Below are 16,258 nucleotides of genomic sequence, written 5' to 3' on the forward strand. Positions count from 1 at the left end.
AAGAGGTAACTTGATGTCACACGAACCAGAGTACAAAGACTGGCAACAGATTGTCGAATTAATCCGTTCTAGTGCCAACGATCAGCAGCATGAGATGCTGTTGACCATGCTAATGACGCCGGATGAAAGAGAATCATTAATTGCACGCGTGAATATTCTTAGTGAATTGCTAAAGGGTGAGCTTTCTCAGCGTCAAATCAGTCAAATGCTTGGAGTGGGAATTGCTACCATCACTCGTGGTTCGAATGAGTTAAAGTCGAAGTCCGATGCAGACAAAGACAAACTCAAGACATTATTAGAGCAGGGCGCTCAATAATTTTTGAGTCGAACTCTCTGAGTTACAGATAGCAGAAAGGGCGGAGTTTTCCGCCCTTTTTAATACTTTCTTTTTAGTTTCGTTACAGGTTGGCAGGGAAGTGCTCTGGGTTCGTAAATGGAATCAACGCTAAAATCAAAGCTTGATGGTACACCGAACTGCGCGTCAGTTGGTTTTGAGTCAGTAGGCTAATCGCCCCACCTTTTTGTTTGATGTTGTCGGTGCCAAATACCTCATCCATCACATCCCCAAGTTCATTGGCATGCTTAAGCTTCTGGAGTACTTCTGGTGGCAACATCAGGCTTGCAGAGCGAGATTCTCCGCGATGAGTATCAGACTCAATCACCATCCAAGCAAAAGTAACGTTTTCCTCAATCCCAGCTTCCAACCCCACATAGAAATCAGCATTTGGCGTTTTAGCTTTGGCATTGCGAACTCGATTCAATGCGCCAAGGTGAGTCTCCTCATTCGACATCGGCTGATCGGCGACTTCACTAGGTACACTGACACCAACAAACTCAAAGCTTTGCTCTGGAAAAGCGCTTTGAAAAGCACTTTCTACCGCTTTGATTTTTGCAGGGTTTAAGGAAGCAATTGCGACTTTTTGGGTTGCCATGATCTTTTTACCTACTATGTTCTTTTTGCTTAGCTTGTCCTTTTTACCGACCACCGTAAATTAACTCAGTTTTACTTGGGTTGGTTTGATGTTTTCACTAGGGTAACAACCCAGTACTTTCAAGTGCTTAGTGATCTTGGTTAACTCATCTAAAACGTGCTGCATTTCAGTAGAACCGAGGTGTGATTCGAGATCCACATAGAACATTTCCTCCCATGGGTTACCCATGATTGGACGTGATTCTAGCTTGGTCATGTTGATGCCGTAGCGCTGAAGCACTAATAGTGTTTGAACCAACGAGCCTGCCTCTTGCGAAGTCGACATGATAAGTGTTGTCTTGGCTGGAATTTGCGTTGACACTTCTACCGGTTTACGGGCAACCACGATAAAACGCGTATGGTTTTCGGTCTGGTTTGCAATGTTACCTTGTATGGCTTGTAGTCCATAAAGCTTACCACTAGACGCATTTCCAATGGCTGCAACATCATCTCGATTCAATTCTTGGACTTTTTGCATCGCATCTGCAGTACTTGCGCAAGACTCGAGCTTCACTCCTTTCATACGGCTTAAAAACTCGCTGCATTGCTGGTGTGGTTGAGGGTGTGAGTATAGTGTGTTGATGTTCTCAAGCCGAATGTCTTTGGTTGCCACGAGGCAGTGTTCGATTGGTTGAGTTAACTCACCAACGATGTATAGCGTAGTGTGCTGCAGTAGGTCGTAGACTTCATTGATAGAGCCAGAGCTGGTATTTTCAATTGGCAGAACGCCGTAGTCGGCATGACCCGACTCCACCGTTTGGGTGACCTCCTTGAAGTGGTCACAGTTGAGTTCAATCAGTTCGGTGTTTTTACGACTGAAATATTCACGGCTTGCGAGATGAGAATATGAGCCTTTTGCCCCTAGGAAAGCGACACGAGCTAATGGTTTTCGACTTTGCTGAGGATTAACAAGGTTTTGTAAGTAGCTTTGTTGAAGAAGAACGGAATCTTCAATGATTGTATGGAAAAGTTTGGTGATGTACTGAGCGTCGAGTTCGTATTTATCACGGCCATTGGTGATCAGTTTTACTAGAAGCTGCTGTTCACGGACAGCATCACGAACCGGTTTTGATGTTTGAACTTTGCTTTTGGCGACTTCAATGCTGAGCTTGCGGCGCTCTGATAATAAGCTAAGAAGTTGGTCATCAAGTTCATTCAAACGTAAACGAATTTCTTCTAGGGAAATAGGTTGGTCAGTCATCAATTCTTTCCTTATAAAAAAGCCCCCCATTTTGGGAGGCTTTCTGTTTGTTTTTGACTTTTCTTTCACAAACGAGTTCGCCCCTCCAACTATGGGAGGAAAAAGAAGTCAAAAATAAACAGGTTGGTTGATAGCATAAATAGTGCTTAGTTTGTGAGTGTTTAAACACAATAAGCAAGCCGATGAAGAGCGTCAAGCAAAAAAATAGCGCCTTTCGGCGCTATTTCCTCAATCTGGTCAGTTTACTCTTCTTCTTCCACTAGCTCAGGTTTGCTTGCGCGGCGAGCTTCAGGTTTGTGGGTTAGCTTGTTCAGCTGTCGTTCTAATTTTTGCTCCACTTCGTTGATCGCTGCGTAAAGGTCTTCATGAGTCGCTGAGGCGATTAGTTGTCCTTTAGGTACCTTAATAACCGCTTCGAATTTCTTCTGTTTATTTGGTTCCTCACTGAATGTTGCTTGGCATCCAATGATGTCAACTTGCCATTTCTCCAGCTTTTTAAATTTGCTCTCAATATGAGCGCGGATTGCAGAGGTGATTTCGATGTTTTTACCAGTAATGTTCATTGTCATAAATATTTTCCTCTGTTTCATCCCTCATGGGTTGAATTCAGATTACCGCTCTGAGAGGAAAATAATGTGATCTATATCACTATTTTGGTTTGATTTTTTGAGTTAAAAAATGAATGTGATCTCACTCAAGAACTATTGTGATTAATGTGAAAAGTACTTGTGATCGAGTGCAGAATCATTACATTGGATAGAGTACTTAGCTGAAAACCCCCCCGTTTTTAGGGACTTTATACGACCTGTTATTTTCGTTAGTTAAAAAATGACCAGTATAAAAGTGTGATGCACATCTCAACCTGTTCGGGAGTTGCTAATACCAAAGCTGCTAATATCAAAGCATAGTTTTTTGAAGCTCAGTCCCTTTGAAACACATTCTCTTTGAAACAGATTCTCTTTGAAACAAAGTCTCTGTGAAACTTAGCATTTTTGATGCCGCTCAATTAGAGAGCGGCGTTTTTGTATTTGGCGTTTGACTAATCCTGCGCAACGGTGTCATAAAAACAGGATCGTCAGGTACGAGTAGTACGTTATCCAAGCTTTTAGCTAAATCTAGGCTCTCAAGTTGTTTGTAGATCACGTAATATCGATTCACGTTAGTTACGTACCTCACTGTTTCACCTAAGCCACTTCGCATGACTACTTCTACATTGTGAAACCATATGTTGGGATCATACCCTCGTTGCGCGGCGCGCTTACGCATCCTTTCGACATTACCCGGCCCCGCGTTATATGCCGCAAGCGTAAAGTACATTTTGTTCTGCTTAGTGATGGCGTCATCGCTAAAATAATATCGACGTAGAAAAGCCATGTATTTTACACCCGCATGGACGTTATTTTCTAAGTTACGAACATTTTTTATATTGACGTTAGGATCACTGGCAGTGCTCGGTAGAATCTGCATGACTCCCACGGCACCTCGACTTGAAACGAGACTGTTATCAAACCCTGATTCTTGATAAGCAACAGCTGCAACCATTAAATAATCAAAATCATATTTGTCGGCGTAGCGAGAGAATAGTGAAGAGAGTTTTTCAAGCTGGGCGATTTTTTTAGGGTTGAGCGCTTTATTGAGCCAGTTTGTATTGCTGATGTACTTACCGTAAATGACGTTGCCAAGTAGCGTGCCAGATTTAGACGTTCGAATGAATTTGTTCACTATTTTCATTAACTCTGGGCTATCGTGACGCATTGCCCATGCAATTTTGCCTCCGGTACGGATCGGGATTTTTGTTTGGGCACGTATGTCATTCATGACGTTCATCCATAGCTTTGCTTTGTGACTGTCGAGAACGATGGCTTTTACATAGCCATTATTGAGCATTCCGACAAGCTCATAGTCTTGGAGTGTTTCTTCGATGAAATGAACAACAACGGGCGCTAACCCCTTTTTGTTGAGCTTCTTATTTAAAGCCTGAATACTCTCGAAGTAACTGGAACTGGCACGTAACCAAATTTCTTTCCCACTGAGTTGGTCTATATTAGTCATGACAGGAGTTGCTTTATTCGTGACGATCCATTCTTCAATACCCGTCATAATTGGGTCACTAAAATCGACTTTATCTTTACGTGTATTTGTGATGGTTAGATTTGCGACGACAAGATCCCCTAAACCTTGCTCCAATGAGGGAAGTAATTCATCTCTTGATACAGGGATAATTTGAACGTTGAGTTTTGGCTTTATCTTGCGTAATTCTTTTTCAAAATGAGCTAAGAGTTCGGCACCAATACCTTTTGGTTCACCACCCTCAATATAATAAAAACCTAAATCGGCAGAGACTAACACCCGCAATACATTTTTTTCTTTAATGACATCGAGATCGCCGGTGTATGGCGGTTGTCTCAAAGGAGACAGCTCTAATGAAAAAGCCGTTGCGGAGAGGAGAAGTAACAGACTTACCCATAATTTTGATAGTGTCACGCTCACGTCCATGTTGGCGGTGAATGAGAACTTTAAGCATAAGTAGTGCTTTAAAAACCATCAAGTTATCGGGGGGAATTGAATGCGGAGACAAAATGAAACCGCCGCAGTTTGAGCTGCGGCGGTAAGGCTTATTTGATAGGGTTTAACTTGATGAGTTCTTCTGTGTGAGCAATAGCGTCATCGAGTTTAAGCTGTTTATAAGCTTCAAGTTGGATTTTTAGAGATTTGCGAGCGGCTTCAGTATTAGGGTATGCCTTTTGAAGCTCTTGCGTGCGGTTTATTGCAGCAATCCATGCTTCGCGACGCAGGTAAAAGTCTGCGGTTGCAAGGTCGTATTCTGCTAAACGGTTTTTCAAAGCCACCATACGTTTTTGCGAATCTTCTGCATATGGACTATTCGGGTAGCGCTCAAGTAGCTTTTTGAAGTCATCAAATGCTTTTTTTACCGGTTCAGGGTCTCGGTCACTACGATCGACACTAAATAGATCGTGCATGAAATTGCGATCTTGTGCCATGTGGGTTAAACCGCGCATATACAATACCCAGTCCATTTTAGAATGCGTTGGGTTTAAACGCATAAAACGAGAGATGGTGGCTAAACCTAACGCAAGATCATCGTTTTTGTAGTACGCGTAAATAAGATCAAGTTGTACCTGTTCAGAGTAGGCACCAAATGGGTAGCGAGAGTCTAGTGCTTCCAACTGTTCAATGGCAGATAGCCAGTTACCGCTTTGCAGAGAAGTTTGCGTATCTGCATAGAGTTCAGATGGTGGCACATCAGGAACGATTTCTTCTTTGCTTGCACAACCAAACAGAAAGGATACCGCTAAAAGGCCTATTAAAGTCTGACGTTTCATATCAGGAGTCTGTTCCTTGAATCTAAATATTTCTTAAGCTGCCGTTACTTTCTTTCCAGTAACAGATACAATGATGTAATAGTCTATTTTTCCACAGTCGTGAGCATTAGTCTCACAGTTTTTAAAAAAGTTCGATATGGCTCAGCAGATTGTTTTAACCAACACAGTAAAAGATAGCCAGTTAGGTCAACGTTTAGACCAAGCTATCGCCGAATTATTCGCTGACTTCTCTCGCTCGCGCCTGAAAGAATGGTTGCTCGATGGGAAAGTACAAGTGAATGGTGAAATTGTCACTAAACCTCGCACCAAAGTAATGGGTGGCGAGGAAATTACCTTGCAAGCCGAGTTAGAAGATGAGCAGCGCTGGGAAGCGCAAGATATTCCTCTTGATATCGTGTACGAAGATGAAGACATCATCGTCATCAATAAACCTCGTGATTTTGTCGTACACCCTGGTGCAGGCACGCCAGACGGCACGGTACTTAACGCATTATTGCACCATTACCCAGACATTGCAGAAGTGCCTCGTGCAGGTATCGTACACCGTCTGGATAAGGACACCACCGGTCTAATGGTGGTTGCGAAAACAGTACCCGCTCAAACTCGTTTAGTACGTGCGTTGCAAAAGCGTAACATTACGCGTGAGTACGAAGCGATTGCGATCGGTCGTATGACGGCGGGTGGTAAGGTGGCGCAACCTATTGGTCGTCACTCTACTAAACGTACTTTGATGGCAGTAAGCCCTATGGGGAAAGAAGCCGTGACGCATTACCGTGTTGCGGAGCATTTCCGTGAGCATACGCGTATTCGTCTACGTCTTGAAACGGGTCGTACGCACCAAATCCGTGTGCACATGTCTTACCTACAGCATCCGCTGCTAGGTGATACGGCATATGGTGGTCGCGCTCGTATCCCTACCGGTGCTTCTGAAGAGTTGACGGCGATGATTCGTGGTTTTGATCGTCAAGCTTTACACGCGGTAATGCTGCGTTTTGAACATCCTATTACTGGTGAGCAGCTGGAGTTCCACGCTCCAGTTCCAGATGATATGGTCATCATGACAGAAGCATTGCGTAAAGATACAGAAGAGTACGGTCTGCCTGACGAGTTCTAATATGAAAGCGATTGTTCCTAACTGGCCTGCACCGAAACACGTAAAAGCCTTCTCCTCTACAAGAGTAGGAGGTTTTTCGAGTAGCCCTTATAAAGGGTTAAACCTTGGTGCGCATGTTGGGGATGATCTGTCTATCGTTGAAAAGAACCGAGACGGGTTGGTGCAACAGGCTAATATGCCTACTGCGCCAATTTGGTTAAACCAAACCCATTCTACTGTTGTTGCTCAAGTGAACGCTCCAACTCAACGAGTACTTGATGCTGATGGGGTGTTCACTTCGTCAAGTTATGTGGTGTGTTCTGCAATGACAGCAGATTGCTTGCCAGTGCTACTGACGAATGTTCAAGGTACTCAAGTGGCGGCAGTGCACGCAGGTTGGCGAGGTTTAGCAAATGGTATTGTAGAAAATGCGTTAGATTTATTTTCAGGTAACGTTATGGCGTGGCTTGGCCCTGCGATTGGCCCTCAAGAATTTGAAGTCGGTGAAGAGGTTCTGCAAGCTTTTGTAGATTTTGATTCACAAGCTCATCAAGCCTTTACTCCTCGTAATATTGAAGGGAAGTGGCTGGCGGATATGTCCAAGCTTGCTACTCAACGTCTTAATAAAGCTGGTGTTACTCAAGTGTTTGATTCCGGATTGTGTACTTTCCAAAACAGAGAAGACTTTTATTCCTATCGCCGTGATGGTGTGACTGGTCGACAAGCCACTTTTATTTGGATTGAAGATTAACTACACCGCAAAATAGTAGAGATGCAAAGCGTTATTTTTGCAAAACTATCTTTATTTATTCTCCCCTTGAAATTCCTCCGTTGTGTATCCATCTTTCTAAGTGTTAAAAGAATTTTCTTCAGTTGAGGTTAGGAAAGAAGATATGCGTCTTGATAGATTCACAAGTAAGTTTCAAATCGCTATCTCTGATGCTCAGTCACTAGCGTTAGGGCGCGATCATCAATATATCGAACCAGTGCACCTAATGGTGGCATTGCTTGATCAGAACGGTAGCCCAATTCGTCCACTACTAACCATGTTAGATGTCGACGTAACTCATCTACGCTCTAAATTGAGCGAAATGTTAGACCGACTGCCTAAAGTCAGTGGCATCGGCGGTGATGTTCAGCTGTCTAGCTCTATGGGTACACTTTTCAATTTGTGTGACAAAGTAGCTCAAAAGCGTCAGGACTCCTACATCTCGTCTGAAGTCTTTTTGCTTGCTGCATTAGAAGATCGCGGTCCACTTGGTCAGTTGTTAAAAGAGATGGGTTTGAGCGAGCAAAAAGTTAGCCAAGCGATCGAAAAGATCAGGGGTGGACAAAAAGTCAATGATCCTAATGCGGAAGAACTTCGCCAAGCGTTGGAAAAGTTTACCATAGACCTTACCGAACGCGCAGAGCAGGGTAAGTTGGATCCGGTAATCGGTCGTGATGATGAAATCCGTCGTACTATCCAAGTGTTGCAACGCCGCACGAAAAACAACCCTGTGATCATTGGTGAACCAGGTGTGGGTAAAACCGCTATCGTCGAGGGGTTGGCTCAGCGCATTATCAACAATGAAGTTCCCGAGGGGCTGCGTGGTCGCCGTGTGTTGTCATTAGATATGGGCGCACTTGTTGCCGGAGCTAAGTATCGTGGTGAGTTTGAAGAGCGTTTGAAATCGGTATTGAATGAACTCGCTAAAGAAGAAGGTAACGTCATTCTGTTTATCGACGAGCTTCATACCATGGTTGGCGCGGGTAAGGGCGAAGGCTCTATGGATGCCGGTAACATGCTAAAACCAGCATTGGCTCGTGGTGAGCTCCACTGTGTAGGCGCCACTACATTGGATGAATACCGCCAATATATAGAGAAAGATGCGGCACTTGAGCGTCGTTTCCAAAAAGTGCTGGTGGATGAGCCAAGTGTCGAAGATACGATTGCGATTCTACGTGGCTTGAAAGAACGTTATGAGCTTCATCATCATGTAGAGATTACCGACCCAGCGATTGTGGCAGCGGCAAGTTTGTCGCATCGCTATGTTTCGGATCGTCAATTGCCTGATAAAGCAATCGACCTTATTGATGAAGCCGCTTCTAGTATTCGTCTACAGATCGACTCTAAGCCAGAATCGCTAGATAAACTCGAACGCAAAATTATTCAGCTGAAAATTGAGCAGCAAGCACTAAGTAACGAGCACGATGAAGCAAGTGAAAAACGCTTGGACGTGCTTAACGACGAGTTGAATGAGAAAGAACGTGAATACGCAGAGCTAGAAGAAGTATGGAATGCAGAAAAAGCAGCACTATCTGGCACACAACATATTAAAAGTGAGTTAGAGCAAGCCCGAATGGATATGGACTTTGCACGCCGAGCCGGTGATCTAAACCGCATGTCGGAACTGCAATATGGCCGTATTCCTGAACTTGAAAAACAGCTCGATCTTGCTACTCAAGCTGAAATGCAAGAGATGACGTTGCTGCGTAACAAAGTGACGGACAATGAGATTGCAGAAGTACTCTCTAAGCAAACGGGTATCCCCGTTTCTAAAATGCTCGAAGCAGAAAAAGAAAAACTGCTCCGCATGGAAGAGGTATTGCACAAACGCGTGATTGGTCAGGCGGAGGCGGTTGAAGTGGTATCAAATGCGATCCGTCGAAGCCGAGCAGGATTGTCCGATCCAAACAAACCGATTGGTTCCTTCTTATTCTTAGGTCCAACAGGTGTGGGTAAAACGGAATTGTGTAAGACACTCGCGAGTTTTATGTTCGATAGCGAAGACGCAATGGTACGCATTGATATGTCAGAGTTCATGGAGAAACACTCTGTGGCAAGACTAGTTGGTGCGCCTCCGGGTTACGTTGGTTATGAAGAGGGTGGTTATCTAACAGAAGCGGTTCGCCGTAAACCTTATTCTGTCATCCTATTAGATGAAGTAGAGAAGGCACATCCTGATGTGTTCAATATTCTGCTGCAAGTATTGGATGATGGTCGACTAACTGATGGTCAGGGTAGAACGGTTGATTTCCGTAATACTGTAGTGATCATGACATCGAACTTAGGTTCAGCTCGCATCCAAGAGAACTTTGCTACTTTAGATTACCAAGGTATTAAGAATGAAGTGATGGATGTGGTCAGTAAACACTTTCGCCCAGAGTTTTTAAACCGTGTTGATGAAAGCGTGGTCTTCCATCCTCTTGGCCAAGAGCACATTAAGTCGATTGCTTCTATTCAGCTAGCGCGTCTAGCGAAACGCCTAGAAGAAAAAGGTTATCAGTTAGAGGTATCTGACAAAGCGCTCGATCTGATTGCTCAAGTTGGTTTCGATCCTGTGTATGGTGCGCGACCTCTAAAACGTGCAATTCAACAGAATGTTGAGAATCCATTAGCGAAATCAATCTTAGCTGGCCAAATATTGCCAGATAAGAAAGTACAGCTGATTGTGAACAATGACCAAATTATCGCTCACCAGTAATTTCACTAATGCAGTGAAAAGTGAGACGAAGTTCAAGGTTTAGGGGGCGGTAGCCCCCTTTTTGATGCACTTTTATCGGGTTTTGATTGTTTTCTATACGAACAAACCAAAAAGATAAGTTTTTTTGAAAAATAGGGTTGTGTTCCTAAACGAACTCCCTATAATGCGCCTCCGTTGTCACGGGAAAGCAAACAAAGCGACGTCGAGATAACAAGGTCAGTGAGTTCGAAAGTAACTCACAGAGAAATAACTTAAAAAAGTGTTTGACACGATAAGTTATCTCGCTAAAATGGCCGTCCACTTTGAAGAGAACTTCAGAGTGTGCTCTTTAAAAATATAGACCTATCAATCTGTGTGGGCACTCGTTGATGATAATCCAATTAGAAACTTCGGTTTCAAATTAGGTTTCAATGAACTGAGTGACCAAACGAGTCGAAAGACTTGGCACAGTCAATTCATTATCGTTCTGTTGGAACGATAATAGCTTTAAAATTACTTCTTACTTTCGAGTAAGAGCAGTTTTGAAGTCAGTATTCATTGAGCCGAACAAAATCTTAAATTGAAGAGTTTGATCATGGCTCAGATTGAACGCTGGCGGCAGGCCTAACACATGCAAGTCGAGCGGCAGCGACAACATTGAATCTTCGGAGGATTTGTTGGGCGGCGAGCGGCGGACGGGTGAGTAATGCCTAGGAAATTGCCCTGATGTGGGGGATAACCATTGGAAACGATGGCTAATACCGCATGATGCCTACGGGCCAAAGAGGGGGACCTTCGGGCCTCTCGCGTCAGGATATGCCTAGGTGGGATTAGCTAGTTGGTGAGGTAAGGGCTCACCAAGGCGACGATCCCTAGCTGGTCTGAGAGGATGATCAGCCACACTGGAACTGAGACACGGTCCAGACTCCTACGGGAGGCAGCAGTGGGGAATATTGCACAATGGGCGCAAGCCTGATGCAGCCATGCCGCGTGTGTGAAGAAGGCCTTCGGGTTGTAAAGCACTTTCAGTAGGGAGGAAGGTTCATGCGTTAATAGCGTATGGATTTGACGTTACCTACAGAAGAAGCACCGGCTAACTCCGTGCCAGCAGCCGCGGTAATACGGAGGGTGCGAGCGTTAATCGGAATTACTGGGCGTAAAGCGCATGCAGGTGGTTTGTTAAGTCAGATGTGAAAGCCCGGGGCTCAACCTCGGAATTGCATTTGAAACTGGCAGACTAGAGTACTGTAGAGGGGGGTAGAATTTCAGGTGTAGCGGTGAAATGCGTAGAGATCTGAAGGAATACCGGTGGCGAAGGCGGCCCCCTGGACAGATACTGACACTCAGATGCGAAAGCGTGGGGAGCAAACAGGATTAGATACCCTGGTAGTCCACGCCGTAAACGATGTCTACTTGGAGGTTGTGGCCTTGAGCCGTGGCTTTCGGAGCTAACGCGTTAAGTAGACCGCCTGGGGAGTACGGTCGCAAGATTAAAACTCAAATGAATTGACGGGGGCCCGCACAAGCGGTGGAGCATGTGGTTTAATTCGATGCAACGCGAAGAACCTTACCTACTCTTGACATCCAGAGAAGCCAGCAGAGATGCAGGTGTGCCTTCGGGAACTCTGAGACAGGTGCTGCATGGCTGTCGTCAGCTCGTGTTGTGAAATGTTGGGTTAAGTCCCGCAACGAGCGCAACCCTTATCCTTGTTTGCCAGCGAGTAATGTCGGGAACTCCAGGGAGACTGCCGGTGATAAACCGGAGGAAGGTGGGGACGACGTCAAGTCATCATGGCCCTTACGAGTAGGGCTACACACGTGCTACAATGGCGCATACAGAGGGCAGCCAACTTGCGAAAGTGAGCGAATCCCAAAAAGTGCGTCGTAGTCCGGATTGGAGTCTGCAACTCGACTCCATGAAGTCGGAATCGCTAGTAATCGTGGATCAGAATGCCACGGTGAATACGTTCCCGGGCCTTGTACACACCGCCCGTCACACCATGGGAGTGGGCTGCAAAAGAAGTAGGTAGTTTAACCTTTCGGGGAGGACGCTTACCACTTTGTGGTTCATGACTGGGGTGAAGTCGTAACAAGGTAGCGCTAGGGGAACCTGGCGCTGGATCACCTCCTTATACGAAATGGATAGTTTGCTTTCACTTTTTAAAAGTGAAGACAAATGAGTCTCGATGAGTGTCCACACAGATTGATATGGTTTAGATTTCAGAGCAAAAGATTGGTTCTGCATAAAATGCTGAAACGATTTTATGTGGGGCTATAGCTCAGCTGGGAGAGCGCTTCGCTGGCAGCGAAGAGGTCATCGGTTCGATCCCGATTAGCTCCACCACTAGCTTTATTGCATCTATTTTATGATGCAACACAGTGTCCCGTTCGTCTAGAGGCCTAGGACACCGCCCTTTCACGGCGGTAACAGGGGTTCGACTCCCCTACGGGATACCATCTTTAAGCACACTTTCTTTTAATAGAAAGCAGAGTGTTTTTAAAAATGGTTACTTCATGAGAAGTGATTAGCTCTTTAACAATTTGGAAAGCTGACAAAACAAATCTTGTCTTAAATAGATAAGCATTTGTTTGTAAAGTTCTCAAAGTATTCATTTCGATGAATACACAAAAACACATTCAAGTGTTCTTGGGTTTTGCGAAAGCAAAACATATTTGAGTCCGGCAAAATCGATAGCTATCTCGCTCATTCAAATAATGAGATAGCAACTTTGGTTGTTTAAACAACAAACTCAAGATTTCTTCTGAAACTCTTTGGGGTTGTATGGTTAAGTGACTAAGCGTACACGGTGGATGCCTTGGCAGTCAGAGGCGATGAAAGACGTAGTAACTTGCGATAAGCCCAGATTAGGTAGTAACAACCATTTGAGTCTGGGATTTCTGAATGGGGAAACCCACTAGCATAAGCTAGTATCATTAACTGAATTCATAGGTTAATGAGGCGAACCGGGGGAACTGAAACATCTAAGTACCCCGAGGAAAAGAAATCAACCGAGATTCCGAAAGTAGCGGCGAGCGAAATTGGACTAGCCCTTAAGCTTTATATGCGTTAGACGAACGGTCTGGAAAGTCCGGCGATACAGGGTGATAGCCCCGTAGTCGACAACGCACATTCAGTGAAATCGAGTAGGGCGGGACACGTGATATCCTGTCTGAATATGGGGGGACCATCCTCCAAGGCTAAATACTACTGACTGACCGATAGTGAACCAGTACCGTGAGGGAAAGGCGAAAAGAACCCCTGTGAGGGGAGTGAAATAGAACCTGAAACCGTGTACGTACAAGCAGTAGGAGCAGGCATTACGTCCTGTGACTGCGTACCTTTTGTATAATGGGTCAGCGACTTATATTCAGTGGCAAGGTTAACCATCTAGGGGAGCCGTAGGGAAACCGAGTCTTAACTGGGCGTTCAGTCTCTGGATATAGACCCGAAACCAGGTGATCTAGCCATGGGCAGGTTGAAGATTGAGTAACATCAATTGGAGGACCGAACCGACTAATGTTGAAAAATTAGCGGATGACTTGTGGCTAGGGGTGAAAGGCCAATCAAACCTGGAGATAGCTGGTTCTCCCCGAAAGCTATTTAGGTAGCGCCTCGGACGAATACTACTGGGGGTAGAGCACTGTTAAGGCTAGGGGGTCATCCCGACTTACCAACCCTTTGCAAACTCCGAATACCAGTAAGTACTATCCGGGAGACACACGGCGGGTGCTAACGTCCGTCGTGGAGAGGGAAACAACCCAGACCGCCAGCTAAGGTCCCAAATTATTACTAAGTGGGAAACGATGTGGGAAGGCTCAGACAGCCAGGATGTTGGCTTAGAAGCAGCCATCATTTAAAGAAAGCGTAATAGCTCACTGGTCGAGTCGGCCTGCGCGGAAGATGTAACGGGGCTAAGTAATAAACCGAAGCTGCGGCAATGAAGTTTACTTCATTGGGTAGGGGAGCGTTCTGTAAGCCGTTGAAGGTGTGTTGTAAAGCATGCTGGAGGTATCAGAAGTGCGAATGCTGACATGAGTAACGATAAAGGGGGTGAAAAACCTCCTCGCCGGAAGACCAAGGGTTCCTGTCCAACGTTAATCGGGGCAGGGTAAGTCGACCCCTAAGGCGAGGCCGAAAGGCGTAGTCGATGGGAAACGGGTTAATATTCCCGTACTTCTTACAATTGCGATGGGGGGACGGAGAAGGCTAGGTGGGCCTGGCGACGGTTGTCCAGGTTCAAGTGCGTAGGCTTAAGAGTTAGGTAAATCCGGCTCTTTCTAAGGCTGAGACACGACGTCGAGCTACTACGGTAGTGAAGTCATTGATGCCATGCTTCCAGGAAAAGCCTCTAAGCTTCAGATTGTAAGGAATCGTACCCCAAACCGACACAGGTGGTCGGGTAGAGAATACCAAGGCGCTTGAGAGAACTCGGGTGAAGGAACTAGGCAAAATGGTACCGTAACTTCGGGAGAAGGTACGCTCTTGATGGTGAAGTCCCTTGCGGATGGAGCTGACGAGAGTCGCAGATACCAGGTGGCTGCAACTGTTTATTAAAAACACAGCACTGTGCAAAATCGTAAGATGACGTATACGGTGTGACGCCTGCCCGGTGCCGGAAGGTTAATTGATGGGGTTAGACTTCGGTCGAAGCTCTTGATCGAAGCCCCGGTAAACGGCGGCCGTAACTATAACGGTCCTAAGGTAGCGAAATTCCTTGTCGGGTAAGTTCCGACCTGCACGAATGGCGTAATGATGGCCACGCTGTCTCCACCCGAGACTCAGTGAAATTGAAATCGCTGTGAAGATGCAGTGTACCCGCGGCTAGACGGAAAGACCCCGTGAACCTTTACTACAGCTTGGCACTGAACATTGACCCTACATGTGTAGGATAGGTGGGAGGCTTTGAAGCAGGTACGCTAGTATCTGTGGAGCCGTCCTTGAAATACCACCCTTGTAGTGTTGATGTTCTAACGTCGACCCCTTATCGGGGTTGCGGACAGTGCCTGGTGGGTAGTTTGACTGGGGCGGTCTCCTCCCAAAGAGTAACGGAGGAGCACGAAGGTGGGCTAATCACGGTTGGACATCGTGAGGTTAGTGCAATGGCATAAGCCCGCTTGACTGCGAGAATGACAATTCGAGCAGGTGCGAAAGCAGGTCATAGTGATCCGGTGGTTCTGAATGGAAGGGCCATCGCTCAACGGATAAAAGGTACTCCGGGGATAACAGGCTGATACCGCCCAAGAGTTCATATCGACGGCGGTGTTTGGCACCTCGATGTCGGCTCATCACATCCTGGGGCTGAAGTCGGTCCCAAGGGTATGGCTGTTCGCCATTTAAAGTGGTACGCGAGCTGGGTTTAGAACGTCGTGAGACAGTTCGGTCCCTATCTGCCGTGGGCGTTGGAGAATTGAAAGGGGCTGCTCCTAGTACGAGAGGACCGGAGTGGACGAACCTCTGGTGTTCGGGTTGTGTCGCCAGACGCATTGCCCGGTAGCTAAGTTCGGAATCGATAACCGCTGAAAGCATCTAAGCGGGAAGCGAGCCTTGAGATGAGTTCTCCCTGATACTTTAAGTATCCTAAAGGGTTGTCGGAGACTACGACGTTGATAGGTCAGGTGTGTAAGTGCTGTGAGGCATTGAGCTAACTGATACTAATTGCCCGTGAGGCTTAACCATACAACACCCAAAGGGTTTTGATGGACTCAAAGCAAGAACAGACTTGATTGTGTAGAGAACACAGAAACAGCTTTCCAGATTAAAGAATTTGCTTGGCGACCATAGCATTTTGGACCCACCTGATTTCCATTCCGAACTCAGAAGTGAAACGAAATAGCGCCGATGGTAGTGTGGGGTTTCCCCATGTGAGAGTAGGACATCGCCAGGCTTTAAATTTAAGGTAAACGCGTTGAACGGCGATTACCGGATAGAGAGAAATCTCTGTCACCGTGTGGAGCGGTAGTTCAGTTGGTTAGAATACCGGCCTGTCACGCCGGGGGTCGCGGGTTCGAGTCCCGTCCGCTCCGCCATTTATTCGAGAGTCGTCTCATTAAAAACGAACAACAGGGGTGTAGCTCCAATTGGCAGAGCAGCGGATTCCAAATCCGCGTGTTGGGAGTTCGAATCTCTCCACCCCTGCCATCTTCAAAGCCTCAGCAGAAATGCTGAGGCTTTTTTGCATTTCAACATTTGTATTTTTTAGTATA

Annotated in this window: 9 protein-coding genes, 4 tRNA genes, 3 rRNA genes and 1 other annotated feature; of the genes, 11 read left to right on the top strand and 5 right to left on the bottom strand. The window is 45.9% G+C overall.

Annotated features, from left to right (window positions below; all coding sequences use genetic code 11):
- Window positions 1-13 precede the first annotated feature (13 nt).
- Window positions 14-316 (top strand): trp operon repressor, encoded by a 303-nt coding sequence (gene trpR, locus VA249_RS02520; protein ID WP_221068729.1) that lies wholly within the window; start codon window positions 14-16, stop codon window positions 314-316.
- Between the two features lie 82 nt (window positions 317-398).
- On the opposite strand, the gene yjjX is transcribed toward trpR, so the two are convergent.
- The 5 genes from yjjX to bamD all read right to left on the bottom strand — a co-directional run bounded on the left by yjjX (window position 399) and on the right by bamD (window position 5,515).
- Window positions 399-932: an inosine/xanthosine triphosphatase gene (gene yjjX, locus VA249_RS02525; RefSeq protein ID WP_221068731.1), complete on the bottom strand. Its 534-nt coding sequence runs from the start codon at window positions 930-932 to the stop codon at window positions 399-401.
- Window positions 933-992: 60 nt separating this feature from the next.
- On the bottom strand, window positions 993-2,171 hold the full coding sequence (gene pheA, locus VA249_RS02530) for a prephenate dehydratase (protein ID WP_221068733.1): 1,179 nt from the start codon (window positions 2,169-2,171) through the stop codon (window positions 993-995).
- Window positions 2,172-2,183: 12 nt separating this feature from the next.
- Window positions 2,184-2,306: a sequence feature (Phe leader region), on the bottom strand.
- 107 nt (window positions 2,307-2,413) lie between these two features.
- Window positions 2,414-2,740, bottom strand: a complete 327-nt coding sequence (gene hpf, locus VA249_RS02535; protein WP_128811587.1) for a ribosome hibernation-promoting factor, HPF/YfiA family — start codon at window positions 2,738-2,740, stop codon at window positions 2,414-2,416.
- Between the two features lie 433 nt (window positions 2,741-3,173).
- The gene (locus VA249_RS02540) at window positions 3,174-4,667 is read right to left on the bottom strand and encodes an MltF family protein (RefSeq protein ID WP_221068735.1); all 1,494 of its coding nucleotides are present in this window, start codon (window positions 4,665-4,667) and stop codon (window positions 3,174-3,176) included.
- 119 nt (window positions 4,668-4,786) lie between these two features.
- On the bottom strand, window positions 4,787-5,515 hold the full coding sequence (gene bamD / locus VA249_RS02545; protein WP_221068737.1) for an outer membrane protein assembly factor BamD: 729 nt from the start codon (window positions 5,513-5,515) through the stop codon (window positions 4,787-4,789).
- Between the two features lie 136 nt (window positions 5,516-5,651).
- Between bamD and rluD the strand changes: the two genes are divergently transcribed.
- From rluD to VA249_RS02595, 10 genes are all read left to right on the top strand, one after another.
- Window positions 5,652-6,629 (top strand): 23S rRNA pseudouridine(1911/1915/1917) synthase RluD, encoded by a 978-nt coding sequence (gene rluD / locus VA249_RS02550; RefSeq protein WP_128811585.1) that lies wholly within the window; start codon window positions 5,652-5,654, stop codon window positions 6,627-6,629.
- A 1-nt stretch (window position 6,630) separates the two neighbouring features.
- The gene (gene pgeF / locus VA249_RS02555) at window positions 6,631-7,359 is read left to right on the top strand and encodes a peptidoglycan editing factor PgeF (protein ID WP_221068739.1); all 729 of its coding nucleotides are present in this window, start codon (window positions 6,631-6,633) and stop codon (window positions 7,357-7,359) included.
- A gap of 142 nt (window positions 7,360-7,501) precedes the next feature.
- The gene (clpB, locus tag VA249_RS02560) at window positions 7,502-10,075 is read left to right on the top strand and encodes an ATP-dependent chaperone ClpB (RefSeq protein WP_221068741.1); all 2,574 of its coding nucleotides are present in this window, start codon (window positions 7,502-7,504) and stop codon (window positions 10,073-10,075) included.
- A gap of 556 nt (window positions 10,076-10,631) precedes the next feature.
- A 16S ribosomal RNA gene (locus VA249_RS02565) occupies window positions 10,632-12,186 on the top strand.
- A gap of 136 nt (window positions 12,187-12,322) precedes the next feature.
- Window positions 12,323-12,398: transfer RNA gene (locus tag VA249_RS02570), tRNA-Ala, on the top strand.
- 37 nt (window positions 12,399-12,435) lie between these two features.
- Window positions 12,436-12,511, top strand: a tRNA-Glu gene (locus VA249_RS02575).
- A gap of 327 nt (window positions 12,512-12,838) precedes the next feature.
- A 23S ribosomal RNA gene (locus VA249_RS02580) occupies window positions 12,839-15,731 on the top strand.
- Between the two features lie 91 nt (window positions 15,732-15,822).
- A 5S ribosomal RNA gene (rrf, locus tag VA249_RS02585) occupies window positions 15,823-15,939 on the top strand.
- Together the 16S, 23S and 5S rRNA genes with 4 tRNA genes alongside form the textbook arrangement of a ribosomal RNA operon.
- A 65-nt stretch (window positions 15,940-16,004) precedes the next feature.
- Window positions 16,005-16,081, top strand: a tRNA-Asp gene (locus VA249_RS02590).
- Window positions 16,082-16,116: 35 nt separating this feature from the next.
- A tRNA-Trp gene (locus tag VA249_RS02595) sits at window positions 16,117-16,193 on the top strand.
- Window positions 16,194-16,258: the final 65 nt, after the last annotated feature.

The organism is Vibrio alfacsensis (genome assembly GCF_019670485.1).
Taxonomy (GTDB): Bacteria; Pseudomonadota; Gammaproteobacteria; order Enterobacterales; family Vibrionaceae; genus Vibrio; species Vibrio alfacsensis.

What these genes read in the sequence shown, in the direction of transcription:
- rluD (WP_128811585.1), top strand. Translation starts at nt 5,652, where the DNA reads ATGGCTCAGCAGATTGTTTTAACCAACACAGTAAAAGATAGCCAGTTA.
- clpB (WP_221068741.1), top strand. Translation starts at nt 7,502, where the DNA reads ATGCGTCTTGATAGATTCACAAGTAAGTTTCAAATCGCTATCTCTGAT.
- pheA (WP_221068733.1), bottom strand. Translation starts at nt 2,171, where the DNA reads ATGACTGACCAACCTATTTCCCTAGAAGAAATTCGTTTACGTTTGAAT.
- hpf (WP_128811587.1), bottom strand. Translation starts at nt 2,740, where the DNA reads ATGACAATGAACATTACTGGTAAAAACATCGAAATCACCTCTGCAATC.
- bamD (WP_221068737.1), bottom strand. Translation starts at nt 5,515, where the DNA reads ATGAAACGTCAGACTTTAATAGGCCTTTTAGCGGTATCCTTTCTGTTT.
- pgeF (WP_221068739.1), top strand. Translation starts at nt 6,631, where the DNA reads ATGAAAGCGATTGTTCCTAACTGGCCTGCACCGAAACACGTAAAAGCC.
- VA249_RS02540 (WP_221068735.1), bottom strand. Translation starts at nt 4,667, where the DNA reads ATGGACGTGAGCGTGACACTATCAAAATTATGGGTAAGTCTGTTACTT.
- trpR (WP_221068729.1), top strand. Translation starts at nt 14, where the DNA reads ATGTCACACGAACCAGAGTACAAAGACTGGCAACAGATTGTCGAATTA.
- yjjX (WP_221068731.1), bottom strand. Translation starts at nt 932, where the DNA reads ATGGCAACCCAAAAAGTCGCAATTGCTTCCTTAAACCCTGCAAAAATC.